This window comes from Bradyrhizobium sp. AZCC 2262 (assembly GCF_036924535.1).
Classification (GTDB): domain Bacteria; phylum Pseudomonadota; class Alphaproteobacteria; order Rhizobiales; family Xanthobacteraceae; genus Bradyrhizobium.
In genome coordinates this window covers 4613706-4636667 of record NZ_JAZHRT010000001.1, presented here as the reverse complement: position 1 = coordinate 4636667, position 22962 = coordinate 4613706, and the positions used below count along the sequence as shown (strand labels likewise).

The 22962-nt window shown below is 63.2% G+C and carries 18 protein-coding genes; 10 read left to right on the top strand and 8 right to left on the bottom strand.

Features of this window, described 5'->3' with window-relative positions; all coding sequences use genetic code 11:
- The first annotated feature begins 23 nt into the window (after positions 1-23).
- From V1283_RS22125 to V1283_RS22115, 3 genes are all read left to right on the top strand, one after another.
- A complete protein-coding gene (locus tag V1283_RS22125; RefSeq protein ID WP_334388565.1) occupies positions 24-3146 on the top strand; it encodes an efflux RND transporter permease subunit in 3123 nt (1040 codons plus the stop codon).
- Positions 3147-3252: 106 nt separating this feature from the next.
- Positions 3253-4716 carry a hypothetical protein gene (locus tag V1283_RS22120; RefSeq protein ID WP_334388564.1) on the top strand — a complete coding sequence of 488 codons (1464 nt, stop codon included), beginning with the start codon at positions 3253-3255 and terminating at the stop codon, positions 4714-4716.
- Positions 4717-4731: 15 nt separating this feature from the next.
- A complete protein-coding gene (locus tag V1283_RS22115; protein ID WP_334388563.1) occupies positions 4732-5640 on the top strand; it encodes a hypothetical protein in 909 nt (302 codons plus the stop codon).
- Here V1283_RS22115 and V1283_RS22110 read toward each other — a convergent pair.
- Entirely contained in the window at positions 5628-6593 is a 966-nt protein-coding gene (locus tag V1283_RS22110; protein WP_334388562.1) for an amidohydrolase family protein, read from the bottom strand. The genes V1283_RS22115 and V1283_RS22110 overlap by 13 nt on opposite strands.
- Before the next feature lie 276 nt (positions 6594-6869).
- A complete protein-coding gene (locus tag V1283_RS22105; RefSeq protein WP_334388560.1) occupies positions 6870-8285 on the bottom strand; it encodes a TolC family outer membrane protein in 1416 nt (471 codons plus the stop codon).
- A gap of 345 nt (positions 8286-8630) precedes the next feature.
- Between V1283_RS22105 and V1283_RS22100 the strand changes: the two genes are divergently transcribed.
- Positions 8631-10484, top strand: coding sequence for an acetyl-CoA hydrolase/transferase C-terminal domain-containing protein (locus V1283_RS22100; RefSeq protein ID WP_334388559.1), 1854 nt, complete (start codon positions 8631-8633; stop codon positions 10482-10484).
- A gap of 131 nt (positions 10485-10615) precedes the next feature.
- Here V1283_RS22100 and V1283_RS22095 read toward each other — a convergent pair whose 3' ends face one another.
- A complete protein-coding gene (locus tag V1283_RS22095) occupies positions 10616-11395 on the bottom strand; it encodes an enoyl-CoA hydratase (protein WP_334388558.1) in 780 nt (259 codons plus the stop codon).
- A gap of 116 nt (positions 11396-11511) precedes the next feature.
- The gene (locus tag V1283_RS22090; RefSeq protein WP_334388557.1) at positions 11512-12201 is read right to left on the bottom strand and encodes a hypothetical protein; all 690 of its coding nucleotides are present in this window, start codon (positions 12199-12201) and stop codon (positions 11512-11514) included.
- 326 nt (positions 12202-12527) lie between these two features.
- Between V1283_RS22090 and V1283_RS22085 the strand changes: the two genes are divergently transcribed.
- Entirely contained in the window at positions 12528-13073 is a 546-nt protein-coding gene (locus V1283_RS22085) for a sigma-70 family RNA polymerase sigma factor (protein WP_334388556.1), read from the top strand.
- Positions 13074-13075: 2 nt separating this feature from the next.
- Positions 13076-13714: a DUF1109 domain-containing protein gene (locus V1283_RS22080; RefSeq protein ID WP_334388555.1), complete on the top strand. Its 639-nt coding sequence runs from the start codon at positions 13076-13078 to the stop codon at positions 13712-13714.
- A gap of 33 nt (positions 13715-13747) precedes the next feature.
- Here the strand turns inward: V1283_RS22080 and V1283_RS22075 are convergent, their stop codons facing one another.
- A complete protein-coding gene (locus tag V1283_RS22075) occupies positions 13748-14857 on the bottom strand; it encodes a DUF2336 domain-containing protein (protein ID WP_334388554.1) in 1110 nt (369 codons plus the stop codon).
- A 62-nt stretch (positions 14858-14919) separates the two neighbouring features.
- Complete coding sequence (locus V1283_RS22070) at positions 14920-16065, bottom strand: GGDEF domain-containing protein (protein ID WP_442895770.1); 1146 nt, start codon at positions 16063-16065, stop codon at positions 14920-14922.
- A 420-nt stretch (positions 16066-16485) separates the two neighbouring features.
- Here V1283_RS22070 and V1283_RS22065 point away from each other — a divergent pair, with 420 nt between their 5' ends.
- The 4 genes from V1283_RS22065 (at position 16486) to V1283_RS22050 (ending at position 20584) form a co-directional block, all read left to right on the top strand.
- Complete coding sequence (locus V1283_RS22065; protein WP_334388553.1) at positions 16486-17055, top strand: sigma-70 family RNA polymerase sigma factor; 570 nt, start codon at positions 16486-16488, stop codon at positions 17053-17055.
- Positions 17052-17765 carry a hypothetical protein gene (locus tag V1283_RS22060; RefSeq protein WP_334388552.1) on the top strand — a complete coding sequence of 238 codons (714 nt, stop codon included), beginning with the start codon at positions 17052-17054 and terminating at the stop codon, positions 17763-17765. The genes V1283_RS22065 and V1283_RS22060 overlap by 4 nt, the downstream gene beginning before the upstream one ends.
- 36 nt (positions 17766-17801) lie before the next feature.
- Entirely contained in the window at positions 17802-19511 is a 1710-nt protein-coding gene (locus V1283_RS22055; protein WP_442895769.1) for a S8 family serine peptidase, read from the top strand.
- 551 nt (positions 19512-20062) lie between these two features.
- Entirely contained in the window at positions 20063-20584 is a 522-nt protein-coding gene (locus V1283_RS22050) for a TIGR03809 family protein (RefSeq protein ID WP_334388551.1), read from the top strand.
- A gap of 72 nt (positions 20585-20656) precedes the next feature.
- On the opposite strand, the gene V1283_RS22045 is transcribed toward V1283_RS22050, so the two are convergent.
- Positions 20657-21787, bottom strand: coding sequence for a hypothetical protein (locus V1283_RS22045; RefSeq protein ID WP_334388550.1), 1131 nt, complete (start codon positions 21785-21787; stop codon positions 20657-20659).
- 149 nt (positions 21788-21936) lie between these two features.
- Positions 21937-22644 (bottom strand): hypothetical protein, encoded by a 708-nt coding sequence (locus V1283_RS22040; protein ID WP_334388549.1) that lies wholly within the window; start codon positions 22642-22644, stop codon positions 21937-21939.
- Positions 22645-22962: the final 318 nt, after the last annotated feature.

Genomic DNA, 22962 nt, shown 5'->3' with positions numbered 1-22962 from the left:
CCTCATTGAAAGCTCCGATCTGAATGGATCGCCTGGTCGCCCTAGCAGTCAGCCGCCGCTATTTGATGGTCGGCATGTTCGTCGCCGTGCTGGTCGGCGGCCTGATCGCGTTCAAGCAGCTCAACATCGAGGCCTATCCCGATCCGACCCCGCCGATGGTCGACATCGTGACCCAAAGTCCGGGCCTGTCGTCGGAAGAGATCGAACGCTACATCACGATCCCGATCGAGACCCAGGTCGCCGGCATCAAGAACCTGCGCACCATCCGCACCATCTCGCTGTACGGATTGTCCGACGTCAAACTGCAGTTCTCGTTCGATTACACCTATGAAGAAGCGCTGCAGCAGGTGTTGAACCGGCTGTCGCAGCTCGCGCCGTTGCCGGGCAACGTGCAGCCGGGCATTTCGCCGCTGAGCCCGATCGGCGAAATCTATCGCTACCGGCTGAAGGGGCCGCCGAATTACAGCGTGCTCGATCTCAAGACGCTGCAGGATTGGGTGTTGCAGCGCCGCTTTCGCGCCGTGCCCGGCGTGATCGACGTCACCGGCTGGGGCGGCAAGACCAAGACCTACGAGCTGCAGGTCGACTTCAACAGGCTGGTCGCCAACGGGCTGACGCTGCCGCAGGTGCTGCAGGCCGTCGGCAACGCCAACATCAATGTCGGCGGCAACACCGTTAACATCGGCGCGCAATCCGCCGTCGTGCGCGGCGTCGGCCTGATTCGCTCGATCGAGGACCTCAACAATACCATGGTGTCGCAATCGGGCGGCAATCCGGTGCTGGTGAAGGACATCGCCTCGGTCACGGTCGGCGAGAAGCCGCGGCTCGGCATCGCCGGCATCGACCAGGACGACGACATCGTGCAGGGCATCGTGCTGATGCGGCGCGGCGAGCAGAGTTCACCGACCATTGCCCGCGTCGAAAAGCTCGTCCACGACATCAATAATTCCTCGATCCTGCCGCCCGGCGTCAGAATCGAGCGGATCTACGACCGCAAGGACCTGATCGACATCACCACCCACACGGTGCTGCACAACATGGTGGTCGGCATTCTCCTGATCGTGCTGCTGCAATGGGTATTCCTCGGCGACCTCCGAAGCGCGCTGATCGTCGGCGCGACGATTCCGTTCGCGCTGTTTTTCGCCGTCATCATCCTGGTGCTGCGCGGCGAATCCGCCAATCTGCTGTCGGTCGGCGCGATCGATTTCGGCCTGATCGTCGACGCCACCGTGATCATGGTAGAGGCAATCTTCCGGCGCCTGACGCAGACGATCGCACTGTCGGAAGCCGAGCAGAGCCATATTTCCTACGACACCAGTATGGGCATGAAGAGCCATGCCATCCTCTCGGCCTCCGCCGACGTGTCGCGGTCGATTTTCTTTGCCGCCGCCATCATCATTGCCGCCTTCCTGCCGCTGTTCACGCTGAGCGGCGTCGAAGGCAACATCTTCGGGCCGATGGCGCGGACCTACGCCTACGCGCTGGCGGGGGGACTGCTCGCGACTTTCACCGTGACGCCCGCGCTGAGCGCGATCATCCTGCCCGCGCACATGCACGAAACCGAGACCCGCATCATGGCGTTCCTGCATCGGGTCTATATGCCGGTCCTGAACTGGGCGGTCGGAAACCGGAAACTGGTGATGGCTGGAGCGGCCGCGCTCGTGGTTATGACCATCGTGTTCGGCCGCCTGCTGGGGCTGGAATTCCTGCCCAAGCTGGAAGAGGGCAATCTGTGGATTCGCGCTACGCTGCCGCCGACCATCTCGCTCCAGGAGGGTAACGCCTACGTCAACGAGATGCGCAAGGTGATCCGCAGCCGTCCCGAGGTGGAATCGGTGGTGTCGCAGCATGGACGGCCCGACGACGGCACCGATGCCGCTGGTCTCTTCAACGCCGAATTCTTCGCGCCATTGAAGCCGGCCAGCGAATGGCCTGATACCCATGACAAGGATGAATTGACGGCGCAATTGCTGGGGCAATTGCAGGACAAGTTCCCGGGCGTCGAATTCAACTTCTCGCAATATCTGCAGGACAACGTCTCGGAGGCGGTCTCCGGCGTCAAGGGCGAGAATTCGATCAAGCTCTACGGCAACGATCTGCAGGCGCTGACCGACACTGCCAACAAGATCAAGGCCCAGCTCGCGACCGTGCAGGGCGTCACGGATCTGGCGGTGTTCACCTCGCTCGGCCAGCCGACCATCCAGATCGATATCGACCGCGCGCGCGCGGCGCGTTACGGCCTGTCGCCGGGCGATATCAACGCCACCATCAAGGTCGCGGTCGGTGGCGACAGCGCCGGTGATCTCTATGAGCCCGGCAGCGACCGGCATTTCCCGATCATCGTTCGGCTCGCGCCGGAATACCGCAAGAGTGCGGAAGCGATCCACAACTTGAGGATCGGCGTGGCCGGGCAGGGCGGCGCGATCACGCAGATACCGCTTAGCGAGGTCGCCTCGATCAACCTGATCTCGGGCGCCGCCTACATCTATCGCGAAGGGCAGGAACGCTATTTGCCGATCAAGTTCTCGGTCCGCAACCGGGATCTCGGCAGCGCGATCCAGGAAGCACAGGACAAGGTCGCCAACCAGGTGCAACTCCCGCCGGGATCGCGGGTCGAGTGGGTCGGCGAATTCGGCAACCTGCAGGACGCCATCAAGCGGCTGTCGATCGTGGTGCCGATCAGCCTCGCGCTGATTGGGGTGCTGCTGTTCTTCAATTTCGGCTCGATGGTCGATACGCTGCTCGCGATGAGCGTGATCCCTATGGCGATCTTCGGCGGCGTGCTGGGGTTGTTGATCACGGGCATTCCCTTCAGCGTGTCGGCGGCGATCGGCTTCATCGCGCTGTTCGGCATCGCCGTGATGGACGGCATCATCATCCTGTCGCAGTACAACCAGCTCATCGACGAAGGCTATGAGCGGATACGGGCGGTGATCCGCACCGGCGAACTGCAGTTGCGACCAGTGCTGATGACCTGCGTGGTGGCGGGCGTCGGGTTGTTGCCGGCGGCGATCTCGGAGGGGATCGGTTCGCAGGTGCAAAAGCCGCTGGCGATTGTGGTCGTCACCGGCATGATGCTGGCGCCGATCGTCATCCTGGTGACGCTCCCGGTGCTGATCTCCGTGTTCTCGCGCCGCGCGCGGTAAATTCGCCTGTGGGCACATGCCCATTTTTTCTGCCCACTCGGTTTGTGGTTGACGCAATCCGGCGGCCGTCCCTTGATATCAGCAGGGACAACCGCAGGAGACAGCCATGCGGATCGAGGAAAGCCAAGGATCGAACGTCGGATCGAACGGCGGGCAGAACGGCCACGCGCAGCCGGCGAAATCGGCGCCCACGGCTGAGCAGATTCTCGGCGAAATCCGCGACTATTGCCGCCAGACACAGACCGCCGAATCGACCTTCGGGCGGCTGGTGGTCAACGACGGCAAGCTGGTGTCGCGGTTGCGCGACGGCGCCAGGATCACGACCGGCACCCTCGACAAGGTCCGCGCCTATCTCGCCGAGCGTCGGCCGGCTTCGACCGAAGCGCCAACCAATTCACCATCGGCCAAACCGCTGAACGGCGTGGGCGCCGCCAACGCCGTCGCGCCGCCGGGTTTCCGATTCTTCGACAACCGCCAAAAGTACCTGCTGTTCGTCTCGACCTGCAGCGAGAAGACCGAGGTCGGTCACCGCATCTCGCTCGAGCTCGGCAATCTGCAGCCGGCGCCACCGGCGCTTCGCATCTTCGACGCTGGCGTTGGCGACGGCACCGTGCTGTCGCGGGTAATGCGGGCGGTGCATGCGCGATTTCCGACCATGCCGCTCTACGTCGTGGCGAAGGAGATCAGTTACGAAGACGTCCGCCTGATGCTGGAGAAGATGGCGGATCGCTTGTTCGAGCATCCCGCCACCGTGCTGGTCGTGACCAATCTCTATTACGCGGAGGCACCGTGGCTGACGCCGCGTTCGGTGACGTCAGCGCAAGGGCTGATCTGGAAAGATGTCACGCTGACCGGCAACACCGCGCACGGTTTTGCCGAGCAGATCGGCGAGCTCGAAGGCTTCCTCGCCGAGAACTGGCGCGCGGGCATCAGCCCGACCACCGGCAATCCGGTCTACCAGCGCCCGGTCATCCTGACGCTGCGGCGCGAGGATCATTCGTTCCTGCTTGATCCGATCATGCCGCGGCCCGGCCGGGTGATGGCGGATTACGATCTGGTCATTGCCTCACAGCCCTACCGGGCGCGGGCGAGTGTCGAGTTCAAGGCCTCGAAAGTGGTGACGCCGCTGGTCAAATCGCTGCGGCCGGGCGGGCGGTTGATCGGCATCCATTCGCACGGCCGGGATCCCGGCATCGAGATCATCGACCAGGTCTGGCCGGGTGATGATCCCTTCAAGACCGACCGCTACGCCATCCTGCGCCAGGTCAAGCACGAGCTCGGCGCGGCGGCCCGGCACTACAATTTCAACGCCTCCTCCGACGCGCGCTCGATCTTCCGCTACCACATGCACACGCTGCCGGACGAAGTCAGCGGCCCGATCGGGACCTCGACGCTGTTCGCGGCCTGGAACGCTGCGATCTACGTGGCACAGATCGAGGACAACAGGCTGTCGGAAGTGGTCCGCGACGGCCGCTACCTCGAAGCCACCGACCGCGTGCTGAAGAAGCATGGCGGCCTGTGGTTCAACGACGAAACCTATGTGATCTCGCGCCGCCGCGCGCCGGCGTGATTTTGGGAGGCGCCCGTGACCGTCTCCGATCAGTCATCCCCCAGACTAGCCGCGCTGCTGCCGTCGGCATCCGTCGAAATCTCCTCGCGGGGGCATCAGATCGCGCAACTGGGCGACCATTTCGCCGCCGGCACGGATGCCACCATTACGTTCCTGCCGGGCGACCACTATCGCCACAATGTCGAAACCGCCACGGCGCTGCGCCGCGCCGGCTTCAACCCGGTGCCGCACATCGCGGCGCGCGAAATGGCCTCGCGGGAGGCGCTCGACGATTTCCTGGCGCGGGCGCGGGGTGAGGCCGCCGTATCGCGGATCCTCTTGATCGCGGGCGATGTTGCGGCGGCCAGGGGCCCGTTCAAGTCGACGCGCGAGGTCTGCAGCAGCGGCTTGCTCGAGGCGCATGGGATCGCGTCCGTCAGCTTGGCCGGTCATCCCGAAGGCCATCCCTATCTCGAACTGCCGGAGGCGCTGAACGGCCTGAAGGCCTGGCGCGACTGGGGACGGCGGACCGGAACGCGGGTCGATATCGTCACTCAATTTTGCTTCGAGAGCGCACCGATCCTGCAATGGATCGCTGCACTCGATCGCGCCGGCATCGATCTGCCTGTCATCGTCGGTCTGGCCGGTCCGGCCACGCCCGCGACACTGACCAAATTCGCGCTCCGCTGCGGCATCGGCAATTCCATGCGCGCGCTGCGGGCCCAGATCGGCCGGTTCGGCCGGCTGCTGACGGATACCGGGCCGGACGACGTCGTCAGGGGATTGCGCTGCGCGCCTGCGGCCGCAACGGCGTCGATCGCGGGATTTCACCTGTTCCCGTTCGGCGGGCTGCGCAAGGCCGGCGACTGGCTGCGCAACTATGACCGCGACCCGCTCGGACCTGAGCGGGCCGCGATGTCGAGCACCGGGGTTCAGAACCCGTAAAGCTGCGCCGGATTGTCGACCAGAATCTTCTTCCGAATCGCCGCGTCCGGCGCCCACACGGGCAGCTGGTTCAAGAGCCGCCCATCGTCGATCTGGAACAGCGGCGTCACATCGCTGATCTGCTTACCGGGCGGCGTGACGGAATCCGGATGCGGCCAGTCGGTGCCCCAGACGATGCGGTCGGGATTGGCGCCGATCAGCGCCTTCGCGAGCGGGATGCAATCGGCATAATCGGGCCCGAGCTTCGAAGCGCGGTAGGCGCCGGAGATCTTCACATAGGCCTTGCCCGCCTTGATGAGATCCACGAGGTCGGCAAAGCCGGGCTGCTCGACGCCAAGTTCCGCCTGTGCGCCGCCGAAATGATCGAACACGACTGGCACCGGCGAGGCCATGATCAGATCCTTGACCGCTGTGATCATCGGCATGTTGGTATAGATCTGCACGTGCCAGCCGCGCGCCTTCATGCGCTCGACGGCATTCGTGAATCGCGGACGCGCGATGTTCGGATCGTTGACGCCGCCAGTTGCGAGGTTGAGGCGGACGCCGCGAATGCCGGCCTTGCCCATCAGGTCGAGATCGCTCTCCGACGTCTTGTCGTCGATCACGGCAACCCCGCGCGCGGTCGATCCGCGGGCGGCCATGCCGAACAGCGTGGGCGAGTTATCGGTGCCGTAGATCGAGGGCGTCACGATCACCACGCGCTCCATCTTCAGCGCCTTGTGCAGGGCGGTCATTTCCTCCGGCGAGGCCAGTTCGGGCGTATAGACGCGGCCGGCGAAGAACGGGAATTTCGCCGGGTCCGGATGGATGTGAGTGTGACAGTCGCAGGCGCCGGCGGGGATGTCGAAATTGACCGGCGTCGCCGGCTGCGCGGCCTTGGCGGCGGCGGTTCTGTTGTTCATCAATACCCCGGCTGCGATGGAGGCAAGCATCATACTGCGTCGCGTCAGCATTGGTGTTCTCCCTGGATAATGTTGTTGATTGTTGGTGTCCGAACAGGCCGTGGCGCCCATCGACTTCAGCGTTCCTCCGCGTCGCCGGGCCTTGTTTCGCCGGTGGTTCGGCCGGCAGATTATCTTGCCAAATCGATCAAGTCGATGAAGGTGATGCTGGCTGATGGTTCGTTGCAGACGGTGTCGGCAAACGAGAACAAGGATCAGTTCAACCTGGTGGTCGGCGGCTACGGCCTGTTCGGCGTCATCGTCGATAATACCGGGAGAAAATACAACCTACTGCCCCGACGGCGTCCGCAGGCCGTGCCAGGCGTCGCGCACCTGATGGTAGTGCACTTCCGGCAGATAATCCGGCGTGTTGAGGCCGAGATTCTTGACGTCGAGCCGGCCGATCGCGCTGAGCAGGGTATAGGAGGCGATCACGCGGTCGCGCAGCGCGCCGATCAGCCGGGCCTTGGCCAAAATCAGGTCCTGCTGCGCGTTCAGGACGTCGACGGTGGTACGCTGGCCGCCGGCGGCCTCCCGCTGCACGCCCTGCAGGGCGACGGTGGCGGCGCGGACTTCGGCTTCGGATGCGGTGACCGCGATCTTGGCGCCTTCATTGGCGACCCAGGCGGCGACCGCGGCGGTGCGGGACTGGTTGCGGACCTGATCCAGCACCAGCCGGCTTTGGGTCGCGACTTCCTTGGCCTGCCGGGTCTGCGAGGCCGCCATCCCGCCGTCGTAGATCGGCTGGGTGAGCTGGCCGGTGACCGAGGCCTGGTCGGTCCCTGCGCTGCTGAGGGTAGGATCCGACTGCCTGCTGCGGCTGGCGCTGCCCTGCAGCGTGATGGTCGGCATCAGACTGCTTTCGGCGACGCGAATCGAGGTGGAGGCGACGTCGAAGTCGAAACTGGCCGCCATCACCGCCGGATGCTCGCGGAAGGCAAGCCCGGTGGCGTCATCGCGGCTGCGCGGCAGCAGGCGGTCAACGGTTTCGGCAGGGCGGAGCAGGGTGGGTGCGTTGCCGATCACCTGGGTATAGGTCGCCTGGCTGACGGCGAGGTTGACCTCGGCGGCGTTCAGATCGGCGCGGCCCCGGCTCAGGCGCGCCTCGGCCTGCGCGGTGTCGGTGGGCGTGACGTCGCCGGCATTGAGACGCTTCTGGGTGATGCCGAGCGTTTCCTGCAGGAACGCCACATTGGAGCGCTGCGCGTCGACCAGCGATTGGTTGGCGAGCACGTTGGTATAGACGGTGACAGCGTCGAGCAGCACGCCCTGGCCGACATTGCGCAGCGCCTCGCGGCCGGACTGCACCTGCAGTTCCGCCACGCGGACGCTGTTGGCGGTCTTGAAACCGTTGAACAGCGTCTGGCTCACGGTCACCCCGATGGTCCAGGGCTTCAGGTTCGCCAACTGGATGGTGTTGTCGGGCTGCAGGTTGCGCACCGCCTGAAAGCCGGCGGAGAGAGTAGCGAGGATCTGCGGCCGATAACCCGAAAGGGCCTGCGGCACGTTCTCGTCGGTGGCGCGCTGGCGGGCGCGTTCGGCATTGAGCGCGGGGTTGGTCTGGTAGGCCTTTGTCAGCGCCTCCGGGAGGCCTTCGCCATGCGCGGCCGGCGCCGCGAACGCAAAGCAAGCCGCCGCAAGGCAAATGCCCGACCGAAGCAACCGCCTTTCAACGTGGCCAACCTTAGCAGCACGCCTAGCCATTTGATCCCGTAGCCAACCCAAGAACGTGATAACCCTGCTTTGAGCTATCCCGCTCTATCTGCTTGTTTGAGCATGATCTTCAGGGAACGCCGGTCACCCGTCATTCCAGATCATGCGTTGCTTGTCCGCCCCCGCCGACAGTCTCGGCTCGTCTACCTGTTTAGGGGGCGTCGCCGCCACAGGCAAACTGCCGCGCGACATCAGTTCATTAATTCACCGAAATCAGCGCTTGGCTGTTGCCGGTTCGTCACAGACGAAGTTCGGCGGCAAATGCGCTATAGCTTCGCTGGCTGGCGTCCGACTCAGGGCGGTTGGCTTCCCAGCTATGCCCGGGTCTGCAACTTGATGCCAAAGCTGTTCACCGACCCCGAAGCGATCGCGGAGGATATCGTCCGCGATGTCGGAACCAACCTCGTGGTCGGCTTGCCGCTCGGGCTTGGCAAGGCCAACCATGTCGTCAACGCGCTATACGCGCGCGCCGCCGCCGACCGTTCGATCAACCTGACGTTCTTTTCGGCGCTGACACTGGAAAAGCCGCGGCCCTCGAGCCTGCTCGAACGGCGCTTCATCGGCCCGGTGATCGATCGCCTGTTTGGTGGTTATCCCGACCTGACTTATGCCAGCGCGCTGCATGCCGGCGAGCTACCGCCCAACATCCAGGTGATCGAGTTCTTCTTTCTGGCCGGCAAATGGCTGCACGTGCCGTACGCTCAGCAGCATTACATCTCCGCGAACTATACCCATGCCTCGTCCTGTCTGCTGACGCGCAGGCTGAACGTCGTCACCCAACTGGTCGCGAAACGTGTGGTCGATGGCGTGACCCGCTACAGCCTGAGCTGCAACACTGACACCACGCTCGACATCCTGCGCGCACGGAGCGAGGGTCGGGCGTCGTTCAAGCTGATCGGCCAGGTCAATTCCGAGCTGCCGTTCATGCCGGGTGCCGGCGATCTGCCAGCGGATGAGTTTTCCGCTGTTCTCGACAGCCCCGCCACGGATTTTCCGCTGTTCGCCCCGCCGGCCGAACCCGTCAGCGACACCAAATACGCGATCGGGCTTCATGCAGCGGGCCTCGTGCCCGACGGCGGCACCTTGCAGATCGGCATCGGCCAGGTCGGTGATGCACTGGCGCAGGGGTTGATCGTTCGCCACCGCGACAACGGGCAGTTCCACGCCATCATGAAGCGGCTTGCGCCGGGAGCGCCGCCTGCGGAGAGCGGGCCGTTCGCGAAAGGGCTTTATGGGGTCAGCGAAATGCTGGTCGAGGCGTTTCTCGGCCTGATTGAGGCAGATATTCTCAAGCGCGAGGTCGATGGCGTGATGCTGCACGGCGCGTTCTTCGTCGGGCCGAAATCGTTCTATCGTGCGTTGCGCGAGATGGCGCCTAAGCAACTCGCGCGCATCCAGATGATGCCGGTATCCTTTACCAACCAGCTCTATGGCGAGGAGGACGCCAAGCGCCGGGCGCGCGTCGGCGCCCGCTTCATCAACGCCGCGATGATGGCGACGCTGATGGGGGCGGCGATTTCGGACGGCCTCGAAGACGGCCAGGTCGTGAGCGGCGTCGGCGGCCAGTACAATTTCGTCGCGCAGGCGTTCGCGCTTGAAGGCGCACGGTCGGTGCTCGCGCTGGAATCGACGCGGCAGGCGGGTCGCAAGACGCTTTCCAACATTCGCTGGAATTACGGCCACCAGACCATCCCGCGGCATCTGCGCGATGTATTCGTGACCGAATACGGCGTTGCCGACGTCAGGGGCAAATCGGACGCCGAGACCATCGCGGCGATGCTGGCGGTCACGGATTCCCGTTTCCAGGATGAACTGGCCGGGATCGCCAAGGATGCCGGCAAGCTGCCGAAGCGTTTTGAAATTCCGCGAGTCCATCGCGAGAACTTTCCGGAGCGGATCGCACAAGCCTTAAAACCTGCACGCGATGCGGGGCTGCTGCCTTCATTCCCGTTCGGCAGCGATTTTGACGGGGTCGAACAACGGCTGATCCCTGCGCTGCAGTTGCTGCGGGAAGCGCAGCGGACGCCGCTGCGCTTGCCCGGGTTGCTGTGGCAGGGGATGAGGCAGCCACCGGACGCCGCAAACCGCGAATGCCTGGCGCGGCTGGGTCTCGATCATCCAACGAGTTTTGCAGAACGCGGCTATCGCGCGCTGGTCAACGCGGCGCTGGCGCGGAGCCGCATGCAATAATCTAGCGTCGTCCCTGCGAACGCAGGGACCCATAACCACAGGGCCTAGTTGCTCAAAGAAGACGTCTGCCGAGGGCGCTTCAACACGACGGCCGCGGCGTATGGGTCCCTGCGTTCGCAGGGACGACACCACTATCTGTTCTTGTTCACCGGCTTGCGCTTCTCGATGAACGCCGCCATGCCTTCGGAGCGGTCTTCCAGCGCAAAGGTCGAGTGGAACAAATTGCGCTCGACATTCATGCCTTCCGACAATGGCGTCTCGAACGCGCGGTTGATGGCCTCCTTGGCCATGGCGGCAGCCGGCCGCGACATCGAGGCGATCTTTTCCGCAGCCGAGAGCGCCTCTTCCATCAACTTGTCCGCCGGCACGACGCGGCTGACGAGGCCGGAGCGCTCGGCTTCCGCCGCATCCATCATCCGCCCGGTGAGACACAGATCCATCGCCTTGGACTTGCCGATCGCGCGCGTCAGCCGCTGGGTGCCGCCGATGCCGGGGATGGTGCCGAGCGTGATTTCCGGCTGGCCGAATTTGGCGGTGTCGGATGCGATGATGATGTCGCACATCATGGCAAGCTCGCAGCCGCCGCCGAGCGCATAGCCGCTGACGGCGGCGATCGTCGGTTTCCGGCAGGTGGCGACGCGGTCGCCGCCGATCGCGGCGAAATCGCTGGAGAACATGTCGATGAAGGTTTTCGGCTGCATCTCCTTGATGTCGGCGCCGGCGGCGAACGCCTTTTCGCTGCCGGTGAGCAGGATGCAGCCGATCTTGTCGTCGGCCTCGAGGTCGTCGACGGCCGCCGCGATCTCGCGAAACACGCCGAACGACAGCGCGTTGAGCATTTTCGGCCGGTTCAGCGTGATGATGCCGACCGCGCCCTTGCTCTCGACAATGATGTATTCGAACGTCGCCATGATCCACCCCGGGTACCGTTGTTGCGGGCAATGTGCCCGCTGCCGGGGTGGGCTTCAAGTGGGGCGTGAACGGATCCCGGACGCGGGGCGTGGCCCGCGTCCCGATGCGCCGAAACCTATGCCATGAACATGCGCGCGGCCGACGCCATCGTCAGCAGGGCGCCGAAGGCGATGAAGATCTTTCCGATCAGCGAGGTCTTGTCCAGGGTGGTACTGTCGTTGTTCGCGGCCTGAACGGTGCCGTCCGCTGCCGGTTTGGCCGAGGCCATCGCAACCGTCTGCGAGGAGGGGTGCAGCGCCCGATCGCCATCGTTGAGCTGGTCGGGGGCAGCTACGGCGGTATCGGCCGGCGCCTCTGCCGCATCAGCCTTGTCCATCGCCGCGTCAGCCGGCTTGTCCGCCGCGGACTGCAGGACCGTGGTGGCTTTCTCCGACATGGCCGCCGACATTCCCTTGGCGCTATCGGGGGGCGCATCGGCGGCAGTCATTTGCGCGTTGGCGTTGGCCAGCCATTCGGGAAGCGCGGGCGAGGTGCTGCCGCTCGCATCGACGACCTGCTTTTCGTCGGCTTTCTTGCTCTCAGCGGATTTCGTTGCCGTGCGCGTGGATTTGCGATGGGCGTAGCGCTTCTTCAGGTAACGGGAACCTTGCCTGACGGACTTGCCGGACGTTGCATTCTCCGACGTCGAGACCGCGGCACTATCCGCATCCGCGCCGGCGGCCATCGCCGGCGGTGGTCCTGCGAAACTTACCAAAAGTCCTGCTGCGATAATCAAGGCCGACCGCGCGCGGGCTTTGATCGTCATATAGAAATCTCCCATTGGCCGCCGCCCAACCACGGAAAAAGACCCCGCGCCGTGTCCTCAGCACGGCGGAAAAAGGGAATCTTCGGGCAACACCCGGCAAAAGCTGGGCAATCGTGTTGCAGCGGATGTGCGCCGGGATGCGAGCCTGTGAAATCGATGTTATGAGCCTGCCGTCGGCGCAGCTGGCCGTCCCGATTCCCGGACAGGGACCGCTCGGCCGGTGGCGCTGGGGCCTTCTGCGTCAAGCTTTTGATCACGACTTCGTGATCGGGTCGTCCTGACGTAACAAATTGAAAGATCGACCGAATTGCAGGGTAGGAGCGCTCTTGCGCGAACGGGATGACGAATGGACCGGCCTGATGCGGTCGGCCATTGCAGGCGACAGTGCGGCGTATCACCGCCTGCTCAAGGCCGTCACGCCGGTGCTCCGGGCCGCGGCGCGCCGTGGTCTGGCGCGGGCAGGGCAACCGGTCGATCAATCCGAGGACATCGTGCAGGACATTTTGCTGGCGGTCCATCTGAAGCGGCACACCTGGGATGTCAGCGCTCCGTTTGCGCCTTGGCTGTTTGCGATCGCCCGCAACAAGCTGATCGACGCGTTGCGCCGCCGCGGCCGGCGCATTTTTGTCGACATTGACGATTTCGCCGAGACGCTGCCAGGCGAAGCGCCGGCCGAGACCGCCTCGGCGAGCGAGGTCGCCGCGCAGCTCCAGACGCTGCCGGCGCGGCAGCGTGACGTGCTGCAGTCGATCGCGGTCGACAGCGCCTCGATCAAGGATACCGCCGCGAAATTTTCGATGACAGAGGGGGCAGTGCGGGTGGCGCTGCACCGGGGGCTGGCCAGCCTGACGACGAAGCTACGGGAACAATGAGGATGGATACCGATCAGCTCATTCGAACGTTAGCGGCCGACAATCCGCACCGGGCTCGGCCCGTCGGCTTTGCGCTGATGCTGGCGCTTTTGGCCGCGGCGCCGGTCTCGCTTCTAATGTTCTTTACCGAACTCGGTGTCAGGCCCGACGTGATGGTTGCGATGCGCAATCCGTTCTTCGACCTGAAATTCGCGGTGACACTGGCGCTGGCGATCGCAGCGATTGCCGTCAGCCTGCATCTGTCGAGGCCGGAAGCCTCGCTGCGCGGTTTTGGCTGGTTGCTGCTGGCCCCAGTCGGGATCCTGGCCGCAGGGATCGGTGGCGAGATGATGATGCCGCAGCGGTTGCCGATGATGACGCGGCTGGTCGGCAAGAATTCCTGGATCTGCATGACGGCGATCCCGGCGCTGTCGCTGCCGATTTTGGCCGGTGCGCTGATCGGGCTGCGGCACGGCGCGCCGGCGCGGCCGGCGGTCGCCGGCGCCATCGCGGGCCTGTTATCGGCGGGACTGGCAGCGACGCTCTACGCCTCGCATTGCACGGACGATTCACCGCTGTTCGTGGCGGCCTGGTACACGATCGCGACCGCGCTGGTGACCGTAGTCGGCGCGCTCGCCGGGGCAAGGCTGCTGAGGTTTTGAGGGTGCGGGCTACCGGCTTGAAATCCCAGCCGCTCAAGCCGGCACGTTCTGCTGCATGCGGTGGAAGCGCAGAACCTGCTGCGCGGTCGATGGCCGCAGCCGCTCATAGGTGTCCTGGCAGGCGGCTAGATCGGTGGGCTCCGCGCCGGACAATTGGTCGCGCATCCTGATAATGTTCCTGACCGTCGACCAAGACAGTCCCGCGACCTTCGCCAGGATCATCACGCCTTCGGCCCGGCTTTCGATCATCATGTTCTCGGCGATCGCCACCGGCACGTTGGCGAGCGCCGCGATCGAGGCATTGGCTTCGTCGAATTTCCCGGCCGCGGCAAACGACGCCACCTCGGATTCGTCGAGCCGGCCGTCCTCGTACAGCGACTTGACCAGCGCGTGCGCAATCTCGGTATTCTTGGTGATCGTCGCGGTGGCCGAGCGCGCGCGCCGCGTTGCTTCCTTGACCACGTTCGGCACTTCGGCCGCCTGCTGCGGGTTGGCGGCCTCCAGCCGCTGCCGCACCGTGTCCGAGGCCTTGGCCAGCAGTTTCAGATAGAGATGCCGCGGCACCGACGGGTGCAGGCCGATGCAGCTCGTGAGATTGTCGTCGCCCTCGGCGCGGCTGACGAGGCGGGTAAAGCCGCGCTCGGTGAACTCCGCGCCCGGATTGTTCACGGTCGACTGGATCACCTCATCGTTGCCGCGCTGGACCAGCACGTCGGTGACCGCGCCGCTCAGGGTCCTGCGGGTCGAAATCGCCATCAAATGCGCCTGACTCTTGCTGCGCGCATTCTCGATCAGGGTCTTGTCGTCGAGCCGCATCGACTGCGACAGCACCGGACCTGCCACCTCGATGACGTCGTCGAAGGCAAGCGCGCGGATGGTGAGCGGCGGGGCGGTGTCGATCGGGGCGAGACGATTGGCCAGCAGCATCTTGGCCGAGGTTTCGATGTGGTCGATCAGGCACTGGAAGACGTCGTCGAACAGCCCGACCTGCTCGTCCGAATAGTCGACCGCGCCGTTGATGAAGAGATCGGTTACCCGGCGCAGGGTCTCTACCCGGCGCGCGACGGTACCGTGCGCAAGGGTGGACTGCAGCTCATCGAGCAGACTTCCGGGAGAAGGAGACTTGGCGGCTTTCGAAATCATGACTCTGTCCTGGAGCAAAGACCGGCGCGGCTTCTCCGCCACCGGAGCTGGAATATGTCGGATCAGGCGCTGGTAATGCGGTTGCGTCCCCGCGCCTTGGCTGCATAAAGCGCGCTGTCGGCGCGCGCGAGAAATGTGTCTGACGTTTCGTTCGAATTCAGTGTGGCAACCCCTGCCGACATCGTCACTTTCATGCCGGGCGAGAACGCGCTCCAGTCGAGATCGGCAATAATCGCGCGCAAGCGGTCGAGCGCCCGCGCCGCGCGCTCGGTGTCCATATCGGGCAGCACCAGCAGGAATTCCTCGCCGCCATAGCGGCCGAACCGGTCGATGCTGCGGATGTTGGCGAACATGGTGATCGAGAATGTCCGCAACACCTCGTCGCCGGTCGGATGGCCGTAGGCGTCGTTGATGCGCTTGAACCAGTCGAGGTCGATCAGGGCGATGGAGCAGGCCGAACCGCCGCGGGTCGCACGGGCGATCTCCTCCTCCAGCATTCGCATGATGCAGCGCCGGTTGGACGCTCCCGTCAATTCATCGAGTTCGGCAAGCTCCTCGATCCGCTTGTACGCCGCTTTCAATTCGAAGCTGCGGTCGTAGAGCATCTTGCGCATGGTGCTGCCATACAGTCCCACGAAGGCGCACTGTCCGATCGTGAGGACAAAGGAAAGCATGGCCGCGACGCGTTCGGTCTGGGTGGTAATCGGCAGGCCGATCGGGGTGCTGCTAAAGAGGAAGATCGGCGCCAGGCCGATCATGGTGAGCGTCCAGGAAATGATCGCCTGCCGCGAGGTCATTCGCAGCGCGCCGAACCCGAATATGAGAAATACCACGCTCAGGAAGGCAAACCCGATTTCGGGCGCCGCCAGCAGAAAACAGAGCTGCAGCGCGACGTGGCCGGCAACCTGGAAGATCGTCAGATAGTGGTCTTCGAACCGGTCGTTGAAGTGGGCTTCCGACAACACGACAAAGACCGAGACCAATCCGATGCCGGAAAGGAAATAGGCCGACGGTATGACGATCGGGACAGTACCGGCGTAGCAATAGGCCAGCAGCACCGAGGTGATGAGTGCGTAGCTGACGCCCTGGACGGCCAGCATGTGCCGGCGCTGGCCGACCCGGCGCTTCAATACCTCCGGCCGCAGTCGGACGGGCGCGACCGTACTGTGGGGGCCTTGCCCCTGAAGCAATGAAGCCGCGCTGCTCATGTCCCGTCGCTATTGGAGTATGCCGGACGAAACTTTAGGGAATAAAGCCTTTAGGTTTGGTATCTTTTGAAGTCGAATCGGGTCCGTTAAAACCCTGCCATTGCACTGTTTCGTAACGGAAATCTGCCGGATTCCGATAGCGCGGAACCCGCCATTGCGGGAAACCTTGTGCGCACGCAGATGCTGCCCCGCCGGCGAAGCCTTGCTAAGGTTGTGGGGTGGCGTGTCTTTAAGAAAGTGCTTCCGTATTATGGTACCAATTCTTGGGTTCAGCTCGTCCTTGCCGGGAAAATGGCTGGGTAACGTCCGTCTGTGCGGTAGGTCACACATGCAATCCGGACATTGCCGTAATGTGAAGAATCTCACTCTTCACATCGAACCGCCGGCCTCCCCCGTCAGACCAACTCTGCGAGACGGCCATTGAACGCGTCACAGGCGGCTTCAGACGAAGTTCTGATCGCTAGGATCGCTCAAGGCGACCGGCTCGCCATGCAGGTGCTTTTCGGAAGGCACCATGTGAGGGTGTTCCGTTTCGGGCTTCGACTCGTAAGGGACGAACAGGTTGCGGAAGACCTCATCAGCGAGGTTTTTCTCGATGTGTGGCGTCAGGCTGGCAAGTTCGAAGGTCGGTCCGCCGTCACCACCTGGCTCCTGGCGATTACGCGGTTCAAGGCCCTGTCGGCGCTTCGGCGCCGCAAGGATGTTGGACTGGACGAGGAAGCCGCGAACGCGATCGAGGACACGTCCGACGATCCGGAAGTGGTGGCGCAGAAGAAGGATACGGGTGAAGCGTTGCGCAAGTGCCTGACGGCACTTTCGTCGGAGCACCGGGAGATCGTCGATCTTGTCTACTACCACGAGAAGTCCGTGGAAGAAGTGGCTGGAATCGTTGGCATTCCGGAGAACACCGTGAAGACGCGCCTGTTTTATGCGCGCAAGAAGTTGGCCGAGTTGCTGAAGGCAGCCGGTATAGAGCGAGGTTGGCCATGATGGCAACGAGCAGGAAAATGCTGGATCAAGAGCCCAGCGAAATCGAGATGCTGTTGCCGTTCCACGCAGCCGGCACGCTGAGCACGCGCGATGCACGCCGTGTCGAGGATGCGCTCGCCGGTGATCCCGAGCTGGCCCGGCAGTACGCCGTCATCCGCGAGGAATATGCCGAGACGATCCGCCTCAACGAGAGCCTGGGTGCGCCGTCGGTGCGCGCCATGCAGAAGTTGTTTGCTGCGATCGACGGAGAGCCCGTGCGCAAGCCATCGCTTTCGGTGAATTTGTCAGCCCGGATATCGGAGTTTTTCGCAAGGCTGTCGCCGCGTACGCTGGCCTGGTCGGCGAGCGTCGGCGCGGTGGCGCTATTGCTGCAGGCCGGCGTGATCGGCGCAGTGCTGATGAAGAACCAGACCGCTTCGTTCCAGACGGCATCGCTGAGCGTGAACGAGCCGTCTTCGGCGCCCATCACCCGCGATCTCGGCGTTGCAGCGGCGCCGCCGCGCGCGCTGGTGCGGTTTGCGCCGGAAGCGCGCATCGCCGACATCACCGCGCTGCTCGACACCTACCAGGCCTCGATCGTCGACGGCGCCAAGGGCGGCATGTTCCGGCTGCAGTTCGGCAACAGGGCGATGAGCAAGGACGAAGCGGCAAGCCTGCTCGCCAGGCTGCAGCGTGAGAAGATCGTCAGCCTTGCGGTGGCAACGCCGTAAAGCCGTCTCGGCGCGTGCCGGGCAAGACGAGGTCCCATGGTTCATGATGGCGCGAACTGGCGGTTAAGGACGCGGCGTGCGGCGCTGGTGTTGTCGGCGGCGCTGTTGCCGCTGATCGTTTTTGAACCCTCGGCGCATGCGCAAAGCATCATGCGCACCCCCAATCTCAATATCGGCTCGCGTGTTCCCACCATCAATCCGACGGTAACGCCGCGGATCAACCCGACCATCGCGGCCCGGCCGGTGGTGCGCGTCGATACCGTCGCGCGGACGCCGCCCTCCCGGATCGGCACGATGAACTCGACCCTGCGCGTCCGACCGGCGCTGCCTTATGCGCGGTTTTCGCCGAACGTCTATCCGGCTTGCCAGGCTGCGCTTCGCGGTCCCGACGGCGAATGCTTCGACCGTCCGGTAATGTCGGCCGGTGGCGGCGACGGCGCTTCGGCCAAAAAGGGCAGTAAGGGATCGCACAACAACAATGCGCAGGCGGCAGTCAATCTGCGCGCAGTCAAGAACGAACTCGTCGCCGAGATCGACGGCGCGCTATCCACCGCCGAGGCCGATGAATTGGCGCGGCGTCATGGCCTGGAGCGCATCGCCTCGCAGAGTTTCCCGTTGCTCGGCGCTACCATCGGCCTGTTCCGCATCGTTGATGGGCGGCCGGCGGACACGGTGCGCCGCGAGTTCGCCGCCGATGTGCGTTCGGTGCAGCTCAATTTCCGTTACTTCCTGCAGGATGCGAAGAAGCCCGCGATCGAGGGCGATGCCGCGCAATACGCCGTCGCTCAGCTTCGGCTGCCGCAGGCCCACACGCTCGCCCGCGGCATGAACGTCACCATTGCGGTGATCGATTCAGGCGTCGACGCCAAACATCCCGAACTCGCCAATTCGGTCGCCGACGGTTTCGATGCGCTCGGCAGCAAGGAAGGTCCGCATGTCCACGGCACCGGCATTGCCGGCGCGATCGTCGCGCACGCCAAGCTGATGGGCAGCGCGCCGGAGGCGAGGCTGATTGCGATCCGCGCATTTGGCGCGGGATCGAAGGGCGCGGAGAGCACGTCCTACGTGATCCTCAGGGGATTGGATTATGCGGCCGAGCATGGCGCGCAGATCATCAACATGAGCTTTGCCGGCCCGAAGGATCCGCTGATCGAGCGCGGCATCGCCGCCACCGCGGCCCGTGGCATCCTGATGGTGGCTGCGGCAGGCAATGCCGGGGCGAAATCGCCGCCGCTCTATCCAGCCGCCAATCCGAACGTCATTGCGGTGAGCGGAACCGACGCGCAGAAAAAGCTGTTTACGGCGTCCAACCGGGGCAACCACATCGCGATATCGGCGCCGGGCGCGGATATCTTCCTGCCGGCGCCGGATGAAAAATATCAGATCACGTCGGGCACCTCCTTCTCCGCTGCCTATGTCAGCGGCGTTGCGGCGTTAATGCTGGAGCACAATCCTGCGTTGAAGCCGAACGATGTTCGCGCGATCCTGACAAAGACCGCCCGCGACCTCGGCGTCCCCGGCCGCGATGATCAGTTCGGGGCGGGCGAGGCCGACGCCTTTGCCGCGGTCACCGCGGCGACCGCCGCGCCGGAAGTTCCGCTTGCCGCTGTTTCCGGCAAACCTGCGGGAGAAAAAACCCCGGCGGCGCTTGACCCGTCTGCCGATAACGCTTCCGTGAGCCGGGCGCTGAATGACCCCCCGCCGTCGATGGCGTCGGACAAATCGGCCGCAAACGCCCCGAAATAGCCTGCTGTGCAGGGGTTTTTCCGATAATCGTCCCGAACACCAGGTTAAAAAAATCGCCCGGCGTTTTGAACGTTCGGCGAAGGTCCTGCGACTTATTGATGTGGGAGCGGTAATCCCTCCCCATCGGCTGTATTCGGCGCGAGCGCCCATCCACCCCAAGCGCCCCATATGGCTTGACCCGTCCGGTTGTCCCCCCGGACGGGTCTTTCATTTCCGGCACAGGTTTTGTTGGAAGAAGCTGCGTCGCGTGCGGCGGACTCGGGTTTGCCGATCGCAGACTTTTCCGTTCGTCTGCGTGATGCCGCGATATTTCCTCGCGTCTTCCCAAACGAAATTATCGAGACGCGCTTCGCAACGTGGCCATGCTGCCGTGCAGCTTGACGGTGAATAGAGCTGACAACTCCGTATTTTTGCGGATTTCTTCGATCGCGACGCGATCCGTAGCTTCACGCACTGGACAACGAGAAAGTTTTCCACAGAATATCCATGTCACGTCCAATTGATTCGTTTCAGGTAGCGTCTGCGTCCGTCTCTCTCTTACGGGCTAATTTATGGCACTTCCTGCAGACGTGGCGCGCGGCCGCAACATCGTTGCGCGCTGGTGCAACCTTGCCGAGCAACGGCTGGAACATCTCACCGAACTGTTCGAGAGCGGGCGCTGGCGCCGCTATCACACTGAACTCGAATTTCTTGAAAACATCCAGGAGGCCAAGGCCGCGGTCGAAACCTGGCGTGACCTGTTGAACCGCGAAGCCTCGCTGGAAAACACCGCGATCGACCTGACCTGGCTTGGCCGCCGGCGAACGACGCCGCTGCCGCGCGATACGGGCTTCCGTCAGCCGGTTGTGCACCTGAAGCCGCCGCCCGCGCCGATTGTGGCCGCGCCGCCGATCGCTGCCGCGCCGCGTCGCGATATTTCCGCTGATGTTCTGGCCGCGTTGGAAAATCAGCTCGCCGTTGCGGACAAGACGCCGTCCGTGCCGGATGCGCCGGCGCTGGACGATATGCCGTTGCCGGCGCTCGATCTCAACGTGATGAAGGAACGCTATCCGCTGCTGCGCAACATGCTGTAGGCGGGCCACGAACGACGATGATGAGCACTACGTCTACGCCATAGCACTATGATATTACCGAACGGCTGCAACTCAGCCGCAAAGGCTTCGTACCTTGGCCGTGATGCCCACGAAGCGAAGGCGCCATTCGTCCTCTGCCTCAGCGTCCCCGAGGAATTTGGCAATCGGCCCGTTATTTGCCCCGCTTGCATGGGGCATTCCGGCGAGAATCCGATCGTTGGCAATGTCCATTTTTCGTCCAATGCGGGTCAGTGCCTCCGAGACCATGTCCCCCATAGGGACGATCACTGCGTCTGGGAACAGTAAGAGTTCTTCCCCGAGCCAGTTCTTTGACCGATCGAACAAGAAGGGCACGCCATTCATGTCAGGCGATCGGCTATAGTTCTCGCCATTGACGAACGTCGGGTACCTTAGCGCGGAGGTGAAATGGGCGCGATGGTTGTCGCCTCCCCAGAGGCTCGCCGTCGAGGCAATGCCTAGCAGTACGTTCAGACCCACGCCATCCATCAGCTTCACGAGGTTGGTCCGCATGGTCCCTGCGAAGCTCGCATGGACTTTCGCGCGCGCAAGGACCTCTGCGTCCGACAGACCGAGCATCATCGCCCGGCGGGCCTCCTCGATGGCCTCGCGCATCTGCTGCTTACCTGGCGTGATGCCGACGATGACGATATCTGCCCGGGTATTCATGTGGTCAAACGGAGCGTAGACGATATCTAGGCGCTTTGTCTTGTATACGTGGGTCCCCATAAGGAGCCTACGAGGATTGTCTGTTTCGGCGACTACCTCGGCCTCTGACATGGCTGAGATAATCTGCAGATATTCGGTCACTCCGCCAGCGACTGGTTTGGTCGCCGGCGCTATCGGAACAAACTCTACGGGTTTCCTTTCTATCATTTGGGCGAGAGGCTGTGCGGCGAAACCCTTGGCCTGCTGGTCGTCTCCAGGGGCGGGTCCGTCCTGTGGCGGATCGGAATCGACGATACCTTTCGAAATCAGACGGCGGTCCCTAGTACCACGGATAGACATCCAAACCGGCCAGCCTCTGCGGAGATATTCCTTAAGTTCCTCGATGCTTGCAGCGATAACTCTGTTCGCGATGTGGTGTCGTTGTTTACCGAGGTCAGGATCGGCTGCACCATAGGTGCCGTCTTCGAAGACGTGAGGAACTAGGACTTCGCCTGTCTCAGTATTGATACGGTACACGAAAACTCCCAATGCTGGCTGTCGGCGGTTGTATCCCAGGATATCGAAAAATCGGTGGCATTTGGCGGGCCTCACCGATGAAGCACTGCCTCTACGCTATAGCCCTTTGAGGTTGCTCCGAATTCCTCTCAGCACGATATTAGACAAGCCTAATCGGGAGTGAGGACGCCCGCGTCGAGCAAGGCTGCTGCCCCAAACGCCTTTACGACGAAGGCGTAACCTAGCTGAGTGAGTCTCAGGACTTCCCTTGTTACTGTGGCGTCGTGCAGCGTGATCATGCCGTTCGAAATCATGTCCCGCCCAACGCCGTTCTCAATGATGTATTCAACCCTTTCGATTTCTAGCCGCCGAGGCAATAGGCAATCGGGTTCAAGTAAAACCCGGTTGGCGATGGCACTCGCCACGATAGCCCCTGCCTGCCTCGGTTTCATGCCTATCGTGTCATCATTCTTCCAAAGTCCTGCCGCCCGCGTGAAGGTTGCAACCGGCTTAATAGGGACCGACTTCACCGGCGTAAGCTTCTGAAACCAGCTATTGGCGATTTGACGCTCTGGATCGTTCGCATCCCCCCAAAGTGAATCGCGCCGTCGCTGACGACTTTCTTCGGACGGATTGGAAGTTCCTTCGCCTCCATCGGTTTGATTCGTAAGAGGCCCGAGCTTCAAATCGTGACGGCCAATTTCGGTTATTAGCGCACGCTCACGGGCCAACGCCCCTGCTTCGTCAGCGAACGAACTGTCGACGCGATATGCGATGTGTTGGCCTTGATGGTGGAGGCTACGGATTAGATTCAGCTTATAAGTCAGTATTCTAGTTGTTCGTGCCTCTGCTTCATGCTGAAGAACACGGAGCTTCACGCCCTTTCCGACATAGAACGGCTCTCCACATGGGCGGCATAGGACGTATACGTAAAACGGTCCATGTTCCCGTAACTCCGCTCGGATGCTGTCGGCGTCGAATAGCTTGACCATGGACCAGAGAATAAGCCGCGCCGCACATTGATTCAACGTCGCTCCGAATCTGCCAGTCCGTCGAGACTTCGAACTGGGGGTGAAGCGAGGAGGGCGGATGCTCCGCTGCCCCCAACGTGTTTCATCGTAGCACCGGCGGCTACCGGACGGCGGGTCGTGCGATAGCGTAAAAACGGCAGGTTTGGCGGGCCGAGAGGGATGCGA

What these genes read in the sequence shown, in the direction of transcription:
- V1283_RS22125 (WP_334388565.1), top strand. Translation starts at nt 24, where the DNA reads ATGGATCGCCTGGTCGCCCTAGCAGTCAGCCGCCGCTATTTGATGGTC.
- V1283_RS22120 (WP_334388564.1), top strand. Translation starts at nt 3,253, where the DNA reads ATGCGGATCGAGGAAAGCCAAGGATCGAACGTCGGATCGAACGGCGGG.
- V1283_RS22110 (WP_334388562.1), bottom strand. Translation starts at nt 6,593, where the DNA reads ATGCTGACGCGACGCAGTATGATGCTTGCCTCCATCGCAGCCGGGGTA.
- V1283_RS22105 (WP_334388560.1), bottom strand. Translation starts at nt 8,285, where the DNA reads ATGGCTAGGCGTGCTGCTAAGGTTGGCCACGTTGAAAGGCGGTTGCTT.
- V1283_RS22100 (WP_334388559.1), top strand. Translation starts at nt 8,631, where the DNA reads ATGCCAAAGCTGTTCACCGACCCCGAAGCGATCGCGGAGGATATCGTC.
- V1283_RS22095 (WP_334388558.1), bottom strand. Translation starts at nt 11,395, where the DNA reads ATGGCGACGTTCGAATACATCATTGTCGAGAGCAAGGGCGCGGTCGGC.
- V1283_RS22090 (WP_334388557.1), bottom strand. Translation starts at nt 12,201, where the DNA reads ATGACGATCAAAGCCCGCGCGCGGTCGGCCTTGATTATCGCAGCAGGA.
- V1283_RS22080 (WP_334388555.1), top strand. Translation starts at nt 13,076, where the DNA reads ATGGATACCGATCAGCTCATTCGAACGTTAGCGGCCGACAATCCGCAC.
- V1283_RS22075 (WP_334388554.1), bottom strand. Translation starts at nt 14,857, where the DNA reads ATGATTTCGAAAGCCGCCAAGTCTCCTTCTCCCGGAAGTCTGCTCGAT.
- V1283_RS22070 (WP_442895770.1), bottom strand. Translation starts at nt 16,065, where the DNA reads ATGAGCAGCGCGGCTTCATTGCTTCAGGGGCAAGGCCCCCACAGTACG.
- V1283_RS22060 (WP_334388552.1), top strand. Translation starts at nt 17,052, where the DNA reads ATGATGGCAACGAGCAGGAAAATGCTGGATCAAGAGCCCAGCGAAATC.
- V1283_RS22055 (WP_442895769.1), top strand. Translation starts at nt 17,802, where the DNA reads ATGGTTCATGATGGCGCGAACTGGCGGTTAAGGACGCGGCGTGCGGCG.
- V1283_RS22050 (WP_334388551.1), top strand. Translation starts at nt 20,063, where the DNA reads ATGGCACTTCCTGCAGACGTGGCGCGCGGCCGCAACATCGTTGCGCGC.